17 protein-coding genes are annotated in these 17,264 nt (G+C 61.7%); 11 read left to right on the top strand and 6 right to left on the bottom strand.

Translation table 11 applies throughout. The features are described from left to right. Positions 1–93: 93 nt before the first annotated feature. The 5 genes from HX873_RS28520 (at position 94) to HX873_RS28500 (ending at position 6,296) form a co-directional block, all read left to right on the top strand. The gene (locus HX873_RS28520) at positions 94–1,716 is read left to right on the top strand and encodes an MFS transporter (RefSeq protein WP_177123548.1); all 1,623 of its coding nucleotides are present in this window, start codon (positions 94–96) and stop codon (positions 1,714–1,716) included. 235 nt (positions 1,717–1,951) lie between these two features. After that, complete coding sequence (locus HX873_RS28515; protein WP_177123547.1) at positions 1,952–3,901, top strand: DNA topoisomerase III; 1,950 nt, start codon at positions 1,952–1,954, stop codon at positions 3,899–3,901. A gap of 135 nt (positions 3,902–4,036) precedes the next feature. Further along, positions 4,037–4,477, top strand: coding sequence for a CBS domain-containing protein (locus tag HX873_RS28510; RefSeq protein WP_003211614.1), 441 nt, complete (start codon positions 4,037–4,039; stop codon positions 4,475–4,477). Between the two features lie 14 nt (positions 4,478–4,491). Then, entirely contained in the window at positions 4,492–5,340 is an 849-nt protein-coding gene (locus HX873_RS28505) for an NAD-dependent protein deacetylase (protein ID WP_177123546.1), read from the top strand. A gap of 626 nt (positions 5,341–5,966) precedes the next feature. Next, positions 5,967–6,296, top strand: a complete 330-nt coding sequence (locus tag HX873_RS28500) for a hypothetical protein (protein WP_003211618.1) — start codon at positions 5,967–5,969, stop codon at positions 6,294–6,296. Between the two features lie 64 nt (positions 6,297–6,360). On the opposite strand, the gene HX873_RS28495 is transcribed toward HX873_RS28500, so the two are convergent. Beyond that, positions 6,361–7,269 (bottom strand): LysR family transcriptional regulator, encoded by a 909-nt coding sequence (locus HX873_RS28495; protein WP_023658941.1) that lies wholly within the window; start codon positions 7,267–7,269, stop codon positions 6,361–6,363. A gap of 133 nt (positions 7,270–7,402) precedes the next feature. Here HX873_RS28495 and HX873_RS28490 point away from each other — a divergent pair, with 133 nt between their 5' ends. Genes HX873_RS28490 through HX873_RS28480 form a run of 3 tightly spaced genes read left to right on the top strand, consistent with a single transcriptional unit; the run spans position 7,403 to position 9,985 of the window. Continuing rightward, positions 7,403–8,101: a CoA transferase subunit A gene (locus HX873_RS28490; RefSeq protein ID WP_008435892.1), complete on the top strand. Its 699-nt coding sequence runs from the start codon at positions 7,403–7,405 to the stop codon at positions 8,099–8,101. Between the two features lie 31 nt (positions 8,102–8,132). Continuing rightward, positions 8,133–8,792 carry a CoA transferase subunit B gene (locus HX873_RS28485; protein ID WP_017475483.1) on the top strand — a complete coding sequence of 220 codons (660 nt, stop codon included), beginning with the start codon at positions 8,133–8,135 and terminating at the stop codon, positions 8,790–8,792. A gap of 11 nt (positions 8,793–8,803) precedes the next feature. After that, positions 8,804–9,985 carry an acetyl-CoA C-acetyltransferase gene (locus HX873_RS28480; protein WP_177123545.1) on the top strand — a complete coding sequence of 394 codons (1,182 nt, stop codon included), beginning with the start codon at positions 8,804–8,806 and terminating at the stop codon, positions 9,983–9,985. 60 nt (positions 9,986–10,045) lie between these two features. On the opposite strand, the gene HX873_RS28475 is transcribed toward HX873_RS28480, so the two are convergent. Together HX873_RS28475 and HX873_RS28470 are read right to left on the bottom strand one after the other, a co-directional pair. Further along, positions 10,046–10,465, bottom strand: a complete 420-nt coding sequence (locus HX873_RS28475; protein ID WP_003211628.1) for a PaaI family thioesterase — start codon at positions 10,463–10,465, stop codon at positions 10,046–10,048. Between the two features lie 93 nt (positions 10,466–10,558). Next, a complete protein-coding gene (locus tag HX873_RS28470) occupies positions 10,559–11,644 on the bottom strand; it encodes a DUF1615 domain-containing protein (RefSeq protein ID WP_177123544.1) in 1,086 nt (361 codons plus the stop codon). A 146-nt stretch (positions 11,645–11,790) separates the two neighbouring features. Here HX873_RS28470 and HX873_RS28465 point away from each other — a divergent pair, with 146 nt between their 5' ends. Next, positions 11,791–12,405, top strand: coding sequence for a LysE family translocator (locus HX873_RS28465; protein WP_177123543.1), 615 nt, complete (start codon positions 11,791–11,793; stop codon positions 12,403–12,405). Between the two features lie 125 nt (positions 12,406–12,530). Here HX873_RS28465 and hemB read toward each other — a convergent pair whose 3' ends face one another. The 3 genes from hemB to HX873_RS28450 all read right to left on the bottom strand — a co-directional run bounded on the left by hemB (position 12,531) and on the right by HX873_RS28450 (position 15,178). Next, complete coding sequence (hemB, locus tag HX873_RS28460; protein WP_003211635.1) at positions 12,531–13,505, bottom strand: porphobilinogen synthase; 975 nt, start codon at positions 13,503–13,505, stop codon at positions 12,531–12,533. A gap of 123 nt (positions 13,506–13,628) precedes the next feature. Next, positions 13,629–14,471: a PhzF family phenazine biosynthesis protein gene (locus tag HX873_RS28455; RefSeq protein WP_177123542.1), complete on the bottom strand. Its 843-nt coding sequence runs from the start codon at positions 14,469–14,471 to the stop codon at positions 13,629–13,631. 8 nt (positions 14,472–14,479) lie between these two features. After that, positions 14,480–15,178: a glutathione S-transferase N-terminal domain-containing protein gene (locus HX873_RS28450; protein WP_008435902.1), complete on the bottom strand. Its 699-nt coding sequence runs from the start codon at positions 15,176–15,178 to the stop codon at positions 14,480–14,482. 217 nt (positions 15,179–15,395) lie between these two features. Between HX873_RS28450 and HX873_RS28445 the strand changes: the two genes are divergently transcribed. Further along, the gene (locus HX873_RS28445; protein WP_177123541.1) at positions 15,396–16,097 is read left to right on the top strand and encodes a histidine phosphatase family protein; all 702 of its coding nucleotides are present in this window, start codon (positions 15,396–15,398) and stop codon (positions 16,095–16,097) included. 92 nt (positions 16,098–16,189) lie between these two features. Further along, positions 16,190–17,245 (top strand): permease, encoded by a 1,056-nt coding sequence (locus tag HX873_RS28440; RefSeq protein WP_003211251.1) that lies wholly within the window; start codon positions 16,190–16,192, stop codon positions 17,243–17,245. Positions 17,246–17,264 lie beyond the last annotated feature (19 nt).

Raw genomic sequence — 17,264 nt, 5'->3', positions numbered from 1 at the left:
CGCCGGCAAGCCGGGCTCCTACAGGGGAATAGCGGCGCCGATGTGGCGCCGACAGTGGAACAACAATAAATAATCACTGTGAGGGCTACCCAAATGTCAGAACACGCTCAACCCCTGGGCTCCGCCACCAAGGCGCGAGACAGCAACGACACACAGAAAGTCATCTTCGCCTCCTCCCTCGGGACGGTGTTCGAGTGGTATGACTTCTTCCTCTATGGCGCCCTCGCGGCGGTGATCAGCAAGCAGTTCTTTGCCGGGGTCAACGACACCACGGCGTTTATCTTTGCCCTGATGGCCTTCGCCGCCGGCTTTGTGGTGCGCCCGTTCGGCGCGCTGGTGTTCGGTCGGCTGGGCGACATGATCGGGCGCAAGTACACCTTCCTCGCCACCATCATCCTGATGGGCCTGGCGACTTTCTGCGTCGGCCTGCTGCCGACCTATTCGAGCATCGGCATTGCCGCACCGATCATCCTCGTGGCACTGCGCATGCTCCAGGGCCTGGCGCTGGGCGGCGAGTACGGCGGTGCAGCCACTTACGTGGCCGAGCACGCCCCGGCGGGCAAACGCGGCTTCCACACCAGCTGGATTCAATCCACCGCGACCCTCGGCCTGCTGCTGTCGCTGCTGGTGGTGCTGGCGTGCCGTTACTTCACCGGCGACCAATTCGAAGTGTGGGGCTGGCGCCTGCCGTTCCTGCTGTCGATCGTGCTGTTGGGCATCTCCACCTGGATCCGCCTGAGCCTGCACGAGTCGCCGGCGTTCCTGAAAATGAAAGAGGAAGGCAAGGCCAGCAAGTCGCCGATCCGCGAGTCGTTCGGCAAATGGGAAAACCTCAAGATCGTGCTGATTGCGCTGTTCAGCATCAACGCCGGCCAGGCAGTGACGTTCTATGCCGCGCAGTTTTATGTGCTGTTCTTCCTCACACAGTTTTTGAAGATGGATCCGGCACTGGCCAACATGCTGCTGATCATCAGCGTGGTGATTGGTGCGCCGTTCTTCATCTTCTTCGGCTGGCTTTCGGACAAGCTGGGGCGCAAGCCGGTGTTGATGGTCGGCCTGCTGCTGGCCACCGCGCTGTACTTCCCGATCTTCAAGGGCCTGGCGCACTACACCAACCCGGCGATGGACCACGCCAGCCGCCAGTCGCCGATCACTGTATTGGCAGACCCGGCCACCTGCACCTTCCAGTTCGACCCGGTGGGCAAGGCGCGTTTTGACAGCCCCTGCGACAAGGTCAAGACCTTCCTGGTGAAACAGGGCCTGCCGTACGAAAGCGCGGCCGCCCCGGCGGGCAGCACGGTGCAGGTGAGCGTGGGTGATGTGCGTATCGACGGTTACGACGAAGCCGCCCTGAAAGGCGCGGTGACCCTGGCGGGTTATCCGCAATCGGCTGATGTGGCCCAGGTCAACAAAACCATGGTGGTGGTGCTGATTGTCGCGCTGATCCTGATCGCCGCCATGTGCTACGGCCCGCTGGCAGCGCTGATGGTGGAGCTGTTCCCGACACGCATCCGCTACACCTCGCTGTCGCTGCCATACCACATCGGGAATGGCTGGTTTGGTGGGTTCCTGCCGACGGTGTCGTTTGCGCTGGTGGTGTACACCGGGGATATTTTCTATGGGCTGTGGTACCCGGTGGTAATTACCGGGGTGAGCCTGATCGTGGGGCTGATTTGCCTGAAAGAAACCAAGAACGTCGATATCGACAATAACTAAACCTCGATCCGGCCGACGCTGGAGTTTCAGTGTGGGAGCGGGCTTGCTCGCGAAAGCGGGGTGTCAGTCGCCGGATAGGTTGACTGATACCCCGCGTTCGCGAGCAAGCCCGCTCCCACATTGGGTTTAGCACCAGACACACAAATTGCTGTATATCCATCCAGATAAAAGTTGCCCAATTCTGATTTATTGCTCATCCTGCTCCCCATTCAATTGCGTAGCGAATGTGGTGACCATGCGGCTGTTCCTCTGTGAAAAACCGTCCCAGGCCAAGGATATCGCCGCCGTGCTCGGCGCGACCCGGCGTGGCGACGGTTGTTGGCTGGGTTCAGGCGTGACGGTGACCTGGTGCATCGGCCACCTGCTGGAAACCGCCCCGCCCGACAGCTACGACGCCAAGTACAAGCGCTGGGTGCTGGCCGACCTGCCGATCATCCCCGAAAAGTGGAAGATGCTGGTCAAGCCCAAGACTGCCAGCCAGTTCAAGGCGGTCAAGCGTCTGCTGGGGGAAGCCCAGGAATTGGTGATCGCCACCGATGCCGACCGTGAGGGCGAGATGATCGCCCGTGAGCTGGTGGAGCATTGCCGTTATCGCGGCCCCATCCAGCGGCTATGGCTCTCGGCGCTCGACGATGCGTCGATCCGCAAGGCCCTGGCCTCGTTGAAGCCCGGTGCTGAAACCTTCAGCCTCTACCATTCGGCCCTTGGCCGCTCCCGTGCCGACTGGCTGATCGGGATGAACATGAGCCGCCTGTTTACCCTGCTGGGCCGACAGTCCGGCTACCAGGGCGTGTTGCCGGTCGGCCGTGTGCAAACCCCGACCTTGCGCCTGGTAGTGGACCGGGACCGCAGCATTGCCGACTTTGTACCCGTCGCTTATTGGGCCATCGATGTGGATCTGCTCCACGACGACATCACCTTTACGGCGCAATGGCGCGCGACCGAAGACGCCTGTGACGATCAGGGCCGCTGCCTCAATCCGCAGCTTGCCCGGGACGCCGCCAATGCCATGAGCAACGCCGCCAGCGCCCGGCTGGTCAAACTGCGTACCGAGCGCATGCGCGACGTCGCGCCCCTGCCCTTCGACCTCGGCACCTTGCAGGAAATCTGCTCGAAAAAGCTTGGCCTCGGCGCCCAGGAAACCCTGGATGTTGCCCAGTCGCTCTACGAAACCCACAAGGTCATCACTTACCCCCGCAGCGATTGCGGCTACCTGCCCCTAAGCCAGCACGGCGACGCGCCGAAAATCCTCGCGGCGCTGGGGCGGGCCGATCCGGCGGTGAATGAATTGATGCCACACATCGATCCGAAGCGACGCTCCCGAGCCTGGAACGACGCCAAGGTCAGCGCTCACCACGGCATCATTCCCACCGGCGCCGGCAAGGATGTCGGGCAATTGACGGGCAAGCATCGCGCCGTCTACACCTTGATTCGCGCCCGCTATCTCGCGCAGTTCCTGCCCAACCACGAGTACGACCGTACCCAGGCAGATTTCGATTGTGCCGGTGAAGCCTTGCGGGCTGTCGGTAAAGTCATCGTCGACCCTGGCTGGAAACGCGCATTGCCGGAAGCATTGGCGCCGGCCAAGGGCCGTGAAGCACCTGCGCCGCAGTCCTTGCCAACACTGGTTCAGGGGCAGGACTACGCCGTGGCCAAGGTCAACCTCAAGGACCTGTGGACCCAGCCACCCAAACCCTTCACCGAAGGCGACCTGATCAAGGCGATGAAAAACGTCGCCAAGCTGGTGGAAGACCCGCTGCTCAAGCAAAAGCTCAAGGACACCACCGGGATCGGCACCGAAGCCACCCGCGCCGGGATCATCCAGGGCCTGCTGGACCGCGGCTACCTGGTGAAAAACGGCAAGGCGCTGTCGGCAACACCCGCCGCTTTCAGCCTGATTGATGCAGTGCCACGGGCAATTGCCGACCCCGGTACCACCGCTATCTGGGAGCAGGCACTGGACATGGTACAAAGCGGCGAGATGAGCCTGGAAGAGTTCGTCGCCAAACAGGCGGCATGGATGAGCAAACAGGTGACCCGCTGCACTGGCATGCGCCTGACCATCAGCGGCCCGGCCAGCCCGGCCGGACGTGGCGCCACACCATGGAAAAACAAACGCAAACCGGCCAAGCGCAAGACGGCCACCAGCCCGAAGCGGGCGGCAAAACCGGCAAACAAAGGCTGAGAAGCACTAAGAAATCGCGACAATGACGTTTTTCGACGGGATGTATGCCGCTTTGGACCTTGCCCTGCTGCAGGCCATCCAGGATTCTGTAGGGCCTGCTAACCTCCCAACAATAACAACACCGGAGTGGCCTCCATGAAAACCGTTGCCCAAGTGCTGAAGTCCAAAGACCAGCATAACCATCAAGTCCACACCATCCCCCACGACCATACGGTATTTGAGGCCTTGATCGTGATGGCTTCGAAAAACGTCGGGGCCTTGCCAGTGCTCCAGGACGGCAAGGTGGTGGGCATCATCAGTGAACGAGACTATGCCCGTAAGGTCATCCTCCATGGATTGTCTTCGGTGACGACCAAAGCCCACGAGATCATGAATTCACCGGTGATCACCGTCGACACTCACCAGACTGTCGAGACGTGCATGACGATCATGACCGACCGACATCTGCGGCACCTGCCTGTGGTGGAGAATGGCGAACTGCTTGGCTTGCTGTCCATCGGCGACCTGGTCAAGGAAGCGATTGCCGAACAGGCAGACCTGATCAAACAGCTGGAGCAGTACATTCGCGGCGAATAATCATTGGGGAACCCATGCTCGATACCCTGCAACATCAAGTCGATAACCAGCTCGACAGCCTGCACCGGGCCATGGCCGAACGGCGCTTCCTGGTGCTGACCGGTGCGGGTATCAGCACCTCTTCGGGGATTCCCGATTATCGCGACAGCGAAGGCGTGCGCCGGGGCAAGGCGCCGATGATGTACCAGGAGTTCCTGGCAACCCCGCAGGCGCGCCGCCGCTACTGGGCGCGGGCGATGCTCGGCTGGCCGAGGGTGCGTGTCGCGCAGCCGAACTCGGCGCATATCGCCCTGGCCACTCTGCAGCAACGCCAGCGCATTACCGGGCTGATCACCCAGAACGTCGACACCCTGCACGACCAGGCTGGCAGCCATGATGTGATCGAACTCCACGGCAGCCTTCACCGGGTGCTGTGCCTGGATTGCCAGCAGACCAGCGAGCGGGATCTGATCCAGCGCCAGATGGAAGCCGAGAACCCGTACCTGGCGGGTGTGGATGCCGTCCAAGCCCCCGACGGTGACACCTTGCTGGACCCGGCCTTTGAAGGACGTTTCCAGGTGCCCCGCTGCCCCCATTGCAGTGGGCAACGATTGAAGCCGGATGTGGTGTTTTTCGGCGAGAACGTCGCCCAGGGCACGGCAGCCAAGGCGATGGCGGCGGTGGATGACGCAGAAGGATTGCTGGTGGTGGGTTCGTCGCTGATGGCGTATTCAGCGTTTCGGTTGTGCAAGGCGATGGTCGAGCAAGGCAAGCCCGTGATTGCCATCAATCTGGGCAAGACCCGGGGCGACGAATTGCTGCAACTCAAGATCGAAGCCTCCTGCGAACGTTTGTTGCCGTTGCTGGCAGAACGCCTGGGATAGCCCAATCCTGCTTTTCTGTGGCGAGGGAGCTTGCTTCCGCTGGGCTGCGCAGCAGCCCCAAAACCGACAACCGAATGATTCCTGAAGAACCGCAGTCAGCCTGTTGGGGGCGCTTCGCACCCCAGCGGGAGCAAGCTCCCTCGCCACAAAAAGCCCCCGGATCCCGCGACCTGCCCGCACGAAAAGTGACGCCCAAGTCATGTTTTCCGCTCACACCCCCGCCCTGCAAGGATTTATGTAGTGCTCAAAAATAATCACTACATAATCGTTGACGTAACCGTTTTGTAATTGCATGATTCAAGCGTCTCCCGGATCGGGAGCGTTGGTAACACGCGTTTTGAACAAGCTCGTCTGACCGCCGAGCTGTTTTTTCCGGATGTGCACTGCCCACAAGGCAGATTGATGAAGCTGACCGGCCCGAAAGGATCGGTACAAGGAGCTCAAACGCTGCTTGTCTTCGTTATGAAACCATTGCGTAGCAGGTCATCAGCAAGACTACATGCATCGGTTCAAGACCCTGCCCGTATTCGGCAGACAGTCGCTGACGCCCGGTTTTCTGAGCCGGAGACAACTTAGTAGTTTTAACGGATCAACTAGAGATCGCCAACTGGTCAAGGGGCTTACACATGAATCTGAACAACCAACCAACTATCGATGAATTGGCTGAGATGTTCGCAGCGCAGAAAGACACGCTCGACGACCATATCCTCTGGATTGGTAAATCGGGCCAGGTCCATATTGACTGCCTGGCGCCCCACACCGTGGAAGAAGAGTTCGACAGGAATAACCGTGAACTGGCAGCGCGCCTGAAGATGTACCGCCGCGGCCAGGGTTATGTCGGCAAGAAAGCCGCCGCCGATCGCAACTTTATCGAGCAGGTCTTCCATACACTTAATACCGAGTGGCAGAACCTTAAAGGCCATTCGCAAGTTAAGGTGATCGACAGATACTGCTGATAACTACGCACTTATCACTTAAGCCTGCTCGCTTAAAACGAGCAGGCTTTTTTATGGCCGACGGTTATTGCAACAACGCCGGGAAACGCCCCTTCCCCGCTTCATCGCAAAAAATATCAAACATGGCCTGGGCCGCCGCTGAAAGTTCGTGGCCGGGCTTGGTCAGTACACCAATCGGCCGTTCGATCACCGGATCGCTCAAGGTGATGCAATGGGCGCCTGCCTCCTGCATTTGGCGTGCACACAACGCCGGCACTGCACTCACGCCCAAGCCACTGGCAACCATCTTGCCCACCGTCGCCAGTTGATGGCTCTCCAGGGCTACGGGCAGCTTCAGGTCCAGCGCCTTCAGGTGTTCTTCAAGCATCACTCGTACCGTGGACGGGCGCTGCAAGGTGATGAAGGGTTGTTCCAGCAAGGTGTGCCAGGCGATATCGGAGCGGCGTGCCAATGGCGAGTCACCGGGCACCACCGCCACAAAGCGGTCCACATACAGCGGGGTGAACACCAGCGATGAGCTTTCCGACGGTTCAAACGCCACGCCCAACTCCACTTGGCGATCGCGGACCATTTCCAGCACCTGCTCGTTGATCACGTCATTCACCGTTACGTTGACCTGGGGATAGCGCGCGCGAAAAATCTTCAGGATCGGTGGCAGCAGGTTTCCGGCAAACGACGGCATCGCCGCCACCGTTACCCGCCCGCGCTGCAAGGTGAAACGCTGGCGCAACTCATCCTCGGCATTGTCCCAGTCGGCGATCAGGCGCCGCGCCAGGGGCAGTAGCGATTCTCCTTCGGGGGTCAGCGCGACATTGCGCGTATTGCGGCTGAACAGGCGCCCGCCCAGGCCTTCTTCCAGGCCTTTGATGGTCAGGCTCAAGGCCGACTGGGAAAGATGCAAACGCTCACAGGCGGCCGCAAAGCTCAAGGTCTGGGCCACGGCAAGAAAGGCGCGCATCTGTTTAACTGTCATGAAGCTTCTCCCGATGGCTGAGGACTATGCTGTTTTTTAAATCAATCAACCTTAAAAAACAACTTAACAAATCAATCCGTCGGCGCAACACTCGGTTCATATGGCTGGCCCACAAACAATAAAAGAGGTGCATATGGCAGGTTTTGATAAACGCGTAGCGTCCTATGAAGAGGCGCTGGCAGGCCTGGAAGATGGCATGACGGTACTTGCCGGTGGTTTTGGCCTGTGCGGCATCCCGGAAAACCTCATTGCCGAAATCAAGCGCAAGGGCACCCGCAACCTGACCGTGGTCTCCAACAACTGCGGCGTCGACGGCTTCGGCCTGGGCCTGCTGCTGGAAGGCAAGCAGATCAGCAAGGTCTTCGCGTCCTACGTCGGTGAAAACGCGCTGTTCGAGAAGCAACTGCTCAGCGGCGAAATCGAAGTGGTCCTGACGCCCCAAGGCACCCTCGCCGAAAAACTGCGCGCAGGCGGTGCCGGCATCCCGGCCTTCTTCACCGCCACCGGCGTCGGCACACCCGTCGCTGAAGGCAAGGAAACCCGCGAGTTCAACGGTCGCCCGTACCTGATGGAAGAATCCATCACCGGCGACTTCGCCATCGTCAAAGGCTGGAAAGCCGACCACTTCGGTAATGTGATCTATCGCCATACCGCCCAGAACTTCAACCCGCTGGCCGCCACCGCCGGCAGGATCACCGTGGTCGAAGTCGAAGAAATCGTCGAACCGGGCGAGCTGGACCCGGCGCATATCCACACCCCAGGGATCTACGTCGACCGGATCATTTGCGGCACCTTCGAGAAGCGCATCGAACAGCGCACCCTCCGCAAATAATCCACCAGCCCAGATAATAAGGAGACAAAAAATGGCTCTTACCCGCGAACAAATGGCTCAACGCGTCGCCCGCGAAATGCAGGACGGTTTCTACGTCAACCTCGGCATCGGCATTCCGACCCTGGTGGCCAACTACATCCCAGAAGGCATGGAGGTCATGCTGCAGTCGGAAAACGGCCTGCTGGGCATGGGTCCGTTTCCTACTGAAGAAACCATCGATGCCGACATGATCAACGCCGGCAAACAGACCGTCACCGCGCGCATTGGCGCGTCGATCTTCTCCTCGGCCGAATCCTTCGCGATGATTCGCGGCGGCCACGTCGACCTGACCGTGCTCGGCGCGTTTGAGGTCGATGTACAAGGCAACATCGCCTCGTGGATGATCCCCGGCAAGCTGGTCAAGGGCATGGGCGGCGCGATGGACCTGGTGGCCGGTGCCGAGAACATCATCGTGATCATGACCCACGCGTCCAAGGACGGTGAATCCAAGTTGCTCAGCCGCTGCAGCCTGCCGCTGACCGGCGCCAACTGCATCAAGCGCGTGCTGACGGACCTGGCCTACCTGGAAATCGAAAATGGCGCTTTTGTCCTCAAGGAACGCGCACCTGGCGTCAGTGTTGAAGAGATCGTCAGCAAGACAGCCGGTAAACTGATCGTCCCGGACCACGTTCCAGAAATGCACTTCCAGTGAGGACAGATTCCATGCAAGACGTCGTGATTGTTGCTGCCACCCGCACCGCCGTGGGCAGCTTCCAAGGTTCGCTGGCAAGCATCCCGGCCCCGGAGCTGGGGGCTGCGGTGATTCGTCGCCTGCTGGAGCAGACCGACATCGACCCGGCACTCGTGGATGAAGTGATCCTTGGCCAGGTGCTTACCGCCGGTAGCGGCCAGAACCCGGCCCGCCAGGCCTCGATCCTCGCCGGCCTGCCCCACGCCGTGCCGGCGCTGACCCTGAACAAGGTCTGCGGCTCGGGGCTCAAGGCCCTGCACCTGGGCGCACAAGCGATCCGTTGCGGCGATGCCGAGGTAATCATCGCCGGCGGCATGGAGAACATGAGTCTGGCCCCGTACGTATTGCCGGCCGCCCGCACCGGACTGCGCATGGGCCATGCGAAGATGATCGACAGCATGATCACCGACGGTCTGTGGGATGCGTTCAACGACTACCACATGGGTATCACCGCCGAGAACCTGGTGGACAAGTACGGCATCAGCCGTGAAGCCCAGGACGCCTTCGCCGCCGCCTCCCAGCAAAAAGCCACGGCGGCCATTGAAGCCGGGCGTTTCAGCGATGAGATCACGCCGATCCTGATTCCCCAGCGCAAGGGCGACCCGGTGGCCTTCGCCGTGGACGAACAGCCACGGGCGGGCACCACCGCCGAATCCCTGGCCAAGCTCAAGCCGGCCTTCAAGAAAGACGGCACGGTCACCGCCGGCAATGCATCCAGCCTCAACGACGGCGCGGCTGCCGTGCTGCTGATGAGCGCGGACAAAGCCAAGGCCCTGGGCCTGCCGGTACTGGCACGCATCGCCAGCTACGCCAACGCCGGCGTCGATCCCGCGATCATGGGCATTGGCCCGGTATCGGCCACCCGCCGCTGCCTGGACAAGGCCGGCTGGAGCCTGGGCGACCTGGACCTGATCGAAGCCAACGAAGCCTTTGCCGCGCAGTCACTGGCGGTGGGCAAAGAGCTGGAATGGGACGCGGCCAAGGTCAACGTCAACGGCGGCGCGATTGCCATCGGCCACCCGATTGGCGCGTCAGGCTGCCGTGTGCTGGTGACCCTGCTGCATGAAATGATCAAGCGTGACGCCAAGAAAGGCCTGGCCACCCTGTGCATCGGTGGCGGGCAAGGTGTAGCCCTGGCCCTTGAACGCAGCTGATTTCAAAGAGCAACATGGAAAAGGCCCGGTTCCACGAAAACCGGGCCTTTTCTTTATCGGTCAGTCCCGCGCCTGGGGCACCGCAAACACCGCATTTGCCCGCACCACCACCTTCTCCCCGACCTGCACGCTGACAGTGGCAAACGCCATCTGCCGCCCGCGCTTGTGATGCTCCAGACGCACCTCGACCCACTCCCCTACCTGCACCGCGCCGAGATAGTCCAGGGTCATGCTCGCCGTGATCAACGGCAGCGGCGGCTCGCTGGAAAACGCCATGGCGTAGCCCATGCCCACATCCGCCAGGGTGGCCAGCACGCCACCGTGCACGGTGCCGCGTCCGTTGGCGTGGCGGTTGTCGGCGCGCAGGCCGATTTCCAGCTGCAAGCCTTCACCTCGGCTATACACCGGGCCAAGCAGGTCCAGGAGTGGGCTGCTTCGACGCAGCGGGGTAAAGCCTTCGGGGATGGCATGGGCAGTCATGTCAGGTTCTTCCTTGGGGACAAGGCTGGAGGTGTATCCCACCGCAGCCATCCGGACCATCAACATCAGCCCGGTAAATCCCCGGTGATAAGCCTAACGCTTCATGCAGCGCTGATAACGCTCATCCACGCGCTTGGCAAACCAGGCCGTGGTGAGGTTGCGGGTGATCTTCGGGCTTTTCAGCACGATGCCCGGCAGGATCGCCCGCGGCACCGGTTTGCCGGCGGCCTTGTCGGCCAGGGCGAACACCCGCTGGTACAGGGTAGTGTCTTCAAAATCCAGGCGCTCGCCCTGCTCCAGCTGGCTGCGGATGCTCGGGTTGCGCATGTCCAGCGCCTTGCCCAGTGAGCGCACTGCCAGCTCGGTGGTGCCCGGCAGGAACGAGCCGTAGTTGATCAGGTCGCCATCCAACACCAGATTGGCGCCCGAGACTCGGCTGACCGCTGCCTGGAATGCGGCGTTGCGGCTGGCGTACCAACCGGCATTGAAATCGGCGAAGCGGTATAGCATCTGGTCGTAATGCACCGGGTAGCCCAGCAGATGGGTGATGCCAAAGTACATGCCGCCTCGGCGGGTAAACACTTCCCGGCGGATGCTGCCATCCACGGTGTAGGGATAATCCCGGGCCTGCTTCTGTGCGAAGTCGATGCTGACCTGCATCGGGCCTGCGGTATGCACCGGGTTGAAGCCGCCAAACAGCGTATTGCCCAAGGGCACGACACTGATGAAGTCGTCAAAGATTCCACTCAAATCCCGCTCGGTGCGCGCAGCGTTCAAGCGCTCGGCGTAGGACTTGCCGGTGGGCGAGCGCAGTTGCAGTGCCGTGCGCACCAATACCGCCGGCACATGGACTTTAGCGGCGCGCCGCAGGATCTCGTCCTGGGCGATCTTGCCCATGTTCGGGACCGGCGGGTCGACCTGATAGGTGGACTCCTGCTCGGTCACGGCCAATACCGCGCAGATGTTCTCCGTACCGGGGTAGATTTTCTGCGTGTTGAAGGCGGTGTAGATGTCCTGGGCCCAGCCGCCACGATCCGGCACGCTGGCCGGCATCAGCCGCACGATCTGCGCTTTCACCTCGGCTTCGCTGCGCTCCGGCAGTTGCTGGGTGCGCTGGCTGGAGCAGCCGGCCAGTACCAATAAGGTGGTAAGGCACAGGATGAGGCGAGATGAACGCATGGGGCTTCCTTGGGCGACAATGGGCCAGTCTTGGCAGATATCGACCGGTAAGTCTAACCGGGGTTCGCCGACCTGCCGCACTCGCCAAAAAAACCGCAACGTGAAAGGATCGGGCTCCCGTCGTTCCTACAAGGAGTTTGAATGCCATGCTTAGCCTGAACTTCCTGATCACCTGCCTGATCGTCGTGCTGATTCCCGGCACCGGCGTGATCTTCACCGTGTCCACCGGACTGACCGCCGGCAAGCGCGCCAGTGTGTTCGCCGCGCTGGGCTGCACCGCCGGGATCGTCCCGCACTTGTTGGCCTCCGTGCTTGGGCTGTCCGCCCTGCTGCATACCAGCGCCCTGGCGTTCGAAGCCCTCAAGTATGCCGGCGCCGCCTACTTGCTGTACCTCGCCTATGCCACCTGGCGGGACCGCTCGGCCTTTGCCATGAACGACACACCGACGCTTTCCAGCGCCCACAGCCTGATGGTGCGAGGCCTGTTGCTGAATATTCTGAACCCCAAGCTGACGATTTTCTTCCTGGCGTTCCTGCCGCAATTCGTCACCCCGGGCGCGGGCGCACCGGCCCTGCAAATGCTGTTGCTGAGCAGTGTATTCATGGCGATGACGTTTGCGGTGTTTGTGATTTATGGCCTGCTGGCCAATGTGTTCCGCCGCGCGGTGATCGAATCGCCACGTGTACAGAACTGGCTGCGCCGCAGTTTTGCAGCGGCGTTTGCGGGGTTGGGGCTGAACCTGGCGTTTGCCCAGCGCTAAGTTGCAAGCAGCCGCGAACAGCCTTCTTGTGGCGAGGGAGCTTGCTCCCGCTGGACTGCGCAGCAGGCCCATTTTCAGGGCCGCTGCGCGCCCCAGCGGGAGCAAGCTCCCTCGCCACAGGTTACTTAGATCCCGGCGAGTGCCAGGTCCATCGCGAAGTAGGTGAAGATCAAGTCCGCACCGGCGCGCTTGATCGAGCCCAGGGTTTCCCGCACTACGCGGGCTTCGTCGATCGCACCCGCCTGGGCGCCGAACTTGATCATCGCGTACTCGCCGCTGACCTGGTACGCCGCCACCGGCAAACGCGAGGCTTCGCGGATGTCGCGGATGATGTCCAGGTACGCGCCGGCCGGCTTGACCATCAGCGCGTCCGCACCTTCCTGCTCATCCAGCAACGATTCGCGCACCGCTTCGCGGCGGTTCATCGGGTTCATCTGGTAGCTCTTGCGATCGCCCTTCAGCGCGCTGCCGCCGGCTTCGCGGAACGGGCCGTAGAGGGCCGAGGCGAACTTGGTGGAATAGGCCATGATCGGGATATGGCTGAAGCCTGCTTCATCCAGGGCCCGGCGAATGGCCTGGACCTGCCCGTCCATCGCGGCGGACGGGGCGATCACATCGGCACCGGCACGAGCGGCAGCCACAGCTTGCTTGCCAAGGTTGACCAGGGTGCGGTCGTTGTCGACTTCGGCGCCGTGCATCACGCCGCAATGGCCGTGGTCGGTGTACTCGCAGAAGCATGTGTCGGACATCACGATCATTTCCGGCACCGCATCCTTGATGATCGAGGACATGCGCGACACCAGGCCACGCTCTTGCCAGGTGTCACTGCCCGAGGCGTCCAGGTGGTGGGACACACCGAAGGTCATCACCGACTTGATCCCGGCTTTCGCATAGCGTTCGATCTCGCCGGCCAGCTTCGACTCGGGAATGCGCTGCACCCCGGGCATGCTGGTGATCGGCACGAAGTCGTCGATTTCTTCTTCAACGAAGATCGGCAGCACCAGGTCATTGAGGGTGAATTCGCTTTCCTGGAACAGGCCACGCAACTCCGGGGAGCGGCGCAGGCGGCGTGGACGGGCTTCGGGGAACTGGCTGGACATTGATGCTCCTGAAAAAAGGCAGGCCAAAAATCTTTGGGGCGAAAGCTTATGCCTCGTGCACCGCAGAGCACAAACGCCAAGTGCGGAACAGTTTATTGCAGGCTTGGTAACAATTGCATTGATCTAGAGCTGTAGACGGCCTTCAATGCAAACGGCAACCGCGCCGCCGACCCAGATTTCCTCGCCGCTGTGTTCAATGCGGATTCGCCCGGCGCGGCCCATGGCGGTGCCCTGGCTGACCACATAGCGGCTGGGCGCCAACCCCTCGCCCAGCAACCACTGGGCGACACCGGCGTTCAGGCTGCCGGTGGCCGGATCTTCCGGAGCGCCGTCGCCGGCAATAAAGGCCCGCACCTCAAACTGCGCCTCATCGCCATCCCGCTCGGGGTTCCACGGGGCGATCACGCCCACGGCCAAGCCCTGCAACTGCGAATAGTCCGGCCGCAGTGCCAGTACCTGCTCGCGATCCGCCAGCATCACCGCCAGCCAGCCCGCGCCGTTATCCACCCACTGGCTGCGCAAAATCGCACCGGGCTCAAGGTCCAGGGCCCGACGCACGCGCTCGACCAATTCAGCTTCCAGCGGGCCGGAACGCAGCAACGGTGGCGCGATAAACGCCAGTTCATCGCCCTGGCGGCGGATGCGCACCAGGCCGATCTCACACTCCTGGATGATCTCCTCCCCAGCGGGTTGGCCACCGGCCAGCAACCAGGCATGGCAACTGCCCAGGGTCGGATGGCCGGCAAACGGCAATTCATTGAGAGTCGTGAAGATCCTTACGCGGTAGTCCGCTCGTGGATCACGGGGCTTGAGCAGGAAGGTGGTTTCGCTGAGGTTGGTCCAGTTGGCGAAATCCGCCATCTGCTGGTCGCTCAGGCTGTCGGCGCCCAGCACCACAGCCAACGGGTTGCCCTTGACGGCCACGCTGCTGAAAACGTCCAGTTGTTTGAAGTCGAAAGAAGCCATGCCGGTCCTTATGCTGGGATGTTCAAGCCACGGATCACCGCCGGCCGGGCGACGAACCCGTCCAGGGCCCGCAGTACGTTCGGGAAGTCGGTAATACCCACCAGGTCGCCAGACTCATAGAAGCCGATCAGGTTGCGAACCCACGGGAAGGTGGCGATATCGGCGATGCTGTACTCGTCACCCATGATCCAGGTGCGGCCCAACAGGCGCTTTTCCAGCACCTCCAGCAAGCGGCGCGACTCGGCGACGTAGCGATCGCGCGGGCGCTTGTCTTCATAGGCCGCGCCGGCGAATTTGTTGAAGAACCCCACCTGGCCGAACATCGGCCCGATACCGGCCATCTGGAACATCAGCCACTGGATCGTCTCGTAACGCATCGCCGGGTCTTCGGGAAGCAATTCACCGCTCTTCTCGGCGAGGTAGATCAGGATCGCGCCCGACTCGAACAGCCCCAGCGCCTGGCCGCTCGGGCCATTCGGGTCGATGATCGCCGGGATCTTGTTGTTGGGGTTCAGCGACAGGAACTCGCTGGAAAGCTGGTCCTGGGTCTCGAAACTGACCTTGTGCGCCTCGTAGGGCAGGCCGATTTCCTCGAGCATGATCGACACCTTGACCCCGTTGGGCGTGGGCAACGAATACAGCTGCAGACGCTCGGGATGCCGGGCCGGCCATTTGGCGGTGATGGGGAAGTCTGAAAGTGAGTTCATCATGGGACTCCTGATAAAAGTAGGAGAGTAGTGGTTCGGTGCCTATCGTGCATCCGTCTTAATTCAGCAACATCGGCGGGTTAATCTCCTGCACACGGCAAGGATGCCGCCCCATCTCCCCCGCGAAACGAACCAAACTGCCTTGGGGAACTCTTAAAGAGCGCCCGATGGCTGGGCTTGCTTGCCCTGAATCCCTGCACCGAGACTTAGAACCATCATGACCTACAAGCCTCTGTGCCTTGCGAAACGCTTCAAACGCTACTCTTACATCCTGCTGCCGGTATTGCTGGTGAGCGCCGCGGTCGGCCTTAGCCTGGAATCGCGGATCAGCCGCGCCCAGCCGGTCGACGGCGTGCAAACCCTGGTGTTCCTGCGCCATGGCGAGAAACCTGCCGGGGGCCTCGGCCAACTCAACTGCCAGGGGCTTAACCGTGCGATGAACCTGGCCACCGTGCTGCCGGAAAAATTCGGCAAGGCCAACTACGTGTTCGCACCCAACCCGACCCGCAATGTCGAGGAAGGCGAGAAAGACAACTCCTACAGCTACATCCGCCCGTTGATGACCATCAGCCCCAGCGCGATCAAGCTCGGGTTGCCGGTCAACATCAAGTTCTCGGCCAATGACACCAGCGCCCTCGCTGACGAACTGGTGGAAGACAAATACCACAACGCCGTCATCTACACTGCCTGGTCCCATGGGTATCTGCCGGACTTGATCAACAAGGTGGCAAGCGAGGCCGTCGGTGAAAAACATGTGATTACCGACGATTGGTCCGGCAGCGATTTCGATAGCTTGTATGTGTTGACCCTGACCTGGCACAACGGCAAGGCCTCGCTGCTCAGCCGCAACTACAAGCAAGGCCTGGATAATGGCCAGCAGACTTGCCCGGACGCAACGCAAGTCAGCGCCGATATCTGACCGCCACAGCAAGCTCCCTCGCCACAGTGCTTCGGAGGCGGCCTTGTACAGCGTATGATGTTGCGCTATTGACTCACCTGCGGATCATCTACATGTCCAACCTCTCCTCCACCCAGCCTGCCCGGGGCTGGTCCTTCTGGTGGAAACCAGCGCTGTTCCTGCTGGTGGCCTGCGTCGGCCTCTACTACGTGAAATGGTCGCCCTACTACGCCAAGGCGTTTATCGCGGCAGACAACCACAGCATCGGCGCCTCGATTCTCAACGACCAGCAAAGCGCGCCACTGGCCGCCGCGCTGGCCTATGCCCAGGTGTATTTCCTGGCGATCTGGAAGGCTGCGGTGCTGGCGGTCATTCTCGGCTCATTGCTGCAAGTGCTGATCCCACGGGACTGGCTGCTGCGCCTGTTTGGCCGTGCCGGGCTGGGATCTACCCTGCGTGGCGGGCTGTTCGCCCTGCCGGGGATGATGTGCAGTTGCTGCGCCGCTCCGGTGGCGGCCGGTATGCGTCGGCAGAAAGTCTCGGTCGGCGCGGCGCTGGCGTTCTGGATTGCCAACCCGGTGCTGAACCCGGCGACACTGGTGTTCATGGGCTTTGTGCTGGGCTGGGGCTTTACCGCGCTGCGGTTGGTGGCCGGGATCGTGCTGGTGGTGGGTGTTTCGCTGGTGGCGCAACGCATCGCGCGGCCGGAGCAGGTACCGGAAGCCGCGCTCGACGCCGTGGCCCAGGCCAGCCATGCCGAAACCGAACCGTTCCTGACCCGCTGGCTGCGCACCCTGTGGCAGCTGTTCTGGAGCACGATTCCGGTGTACATCCTGGCGGTGCTGATCCTTGGCGCGGCGCGGGTCTGGCTGTTTCCCCACGTTGACGGCGCCATGGCCAACAGCCTGGTGTGGCTGGTGCCGCTGGCGATTGTCGGCACGTTGTTCGTGATCCCGACCGCCGCCGAAATCCCCATCGTGCAGACCATGATGACCCTCGGCATGGGCACCGGCCCGGCCGTGGCCTTGCTGATGACGCTGCCGAGCGTGAGCCTGCCGTCGCTGCTGATGCTGCGCAAGGACTTCGACGCGCGGGTGCTGGTGACTGTGGCCGGGCTGACGATGCTGATGGGGGTGGTGTGTGGGCTGATCGGGGCGTTTATCCTGTAGTGATCGAGTGAATTCGAGG

The organism is Pseudomonas sp. P7758 (assembly GCF_013386485.1).
In the GTDB taxonomy this organism is placed as follows: domain Bacteria; phylum Pseudomonadota; class Gammaproteobacteria; order Pseudomonadales; family Pseudomonadaceae; genus Aquipseudomonas.
The sequence above is the reverse complement of the archived record's forward strand: the minus strand, read 5'-3'. Positions and strand labels throughout refer to the sequence as shown.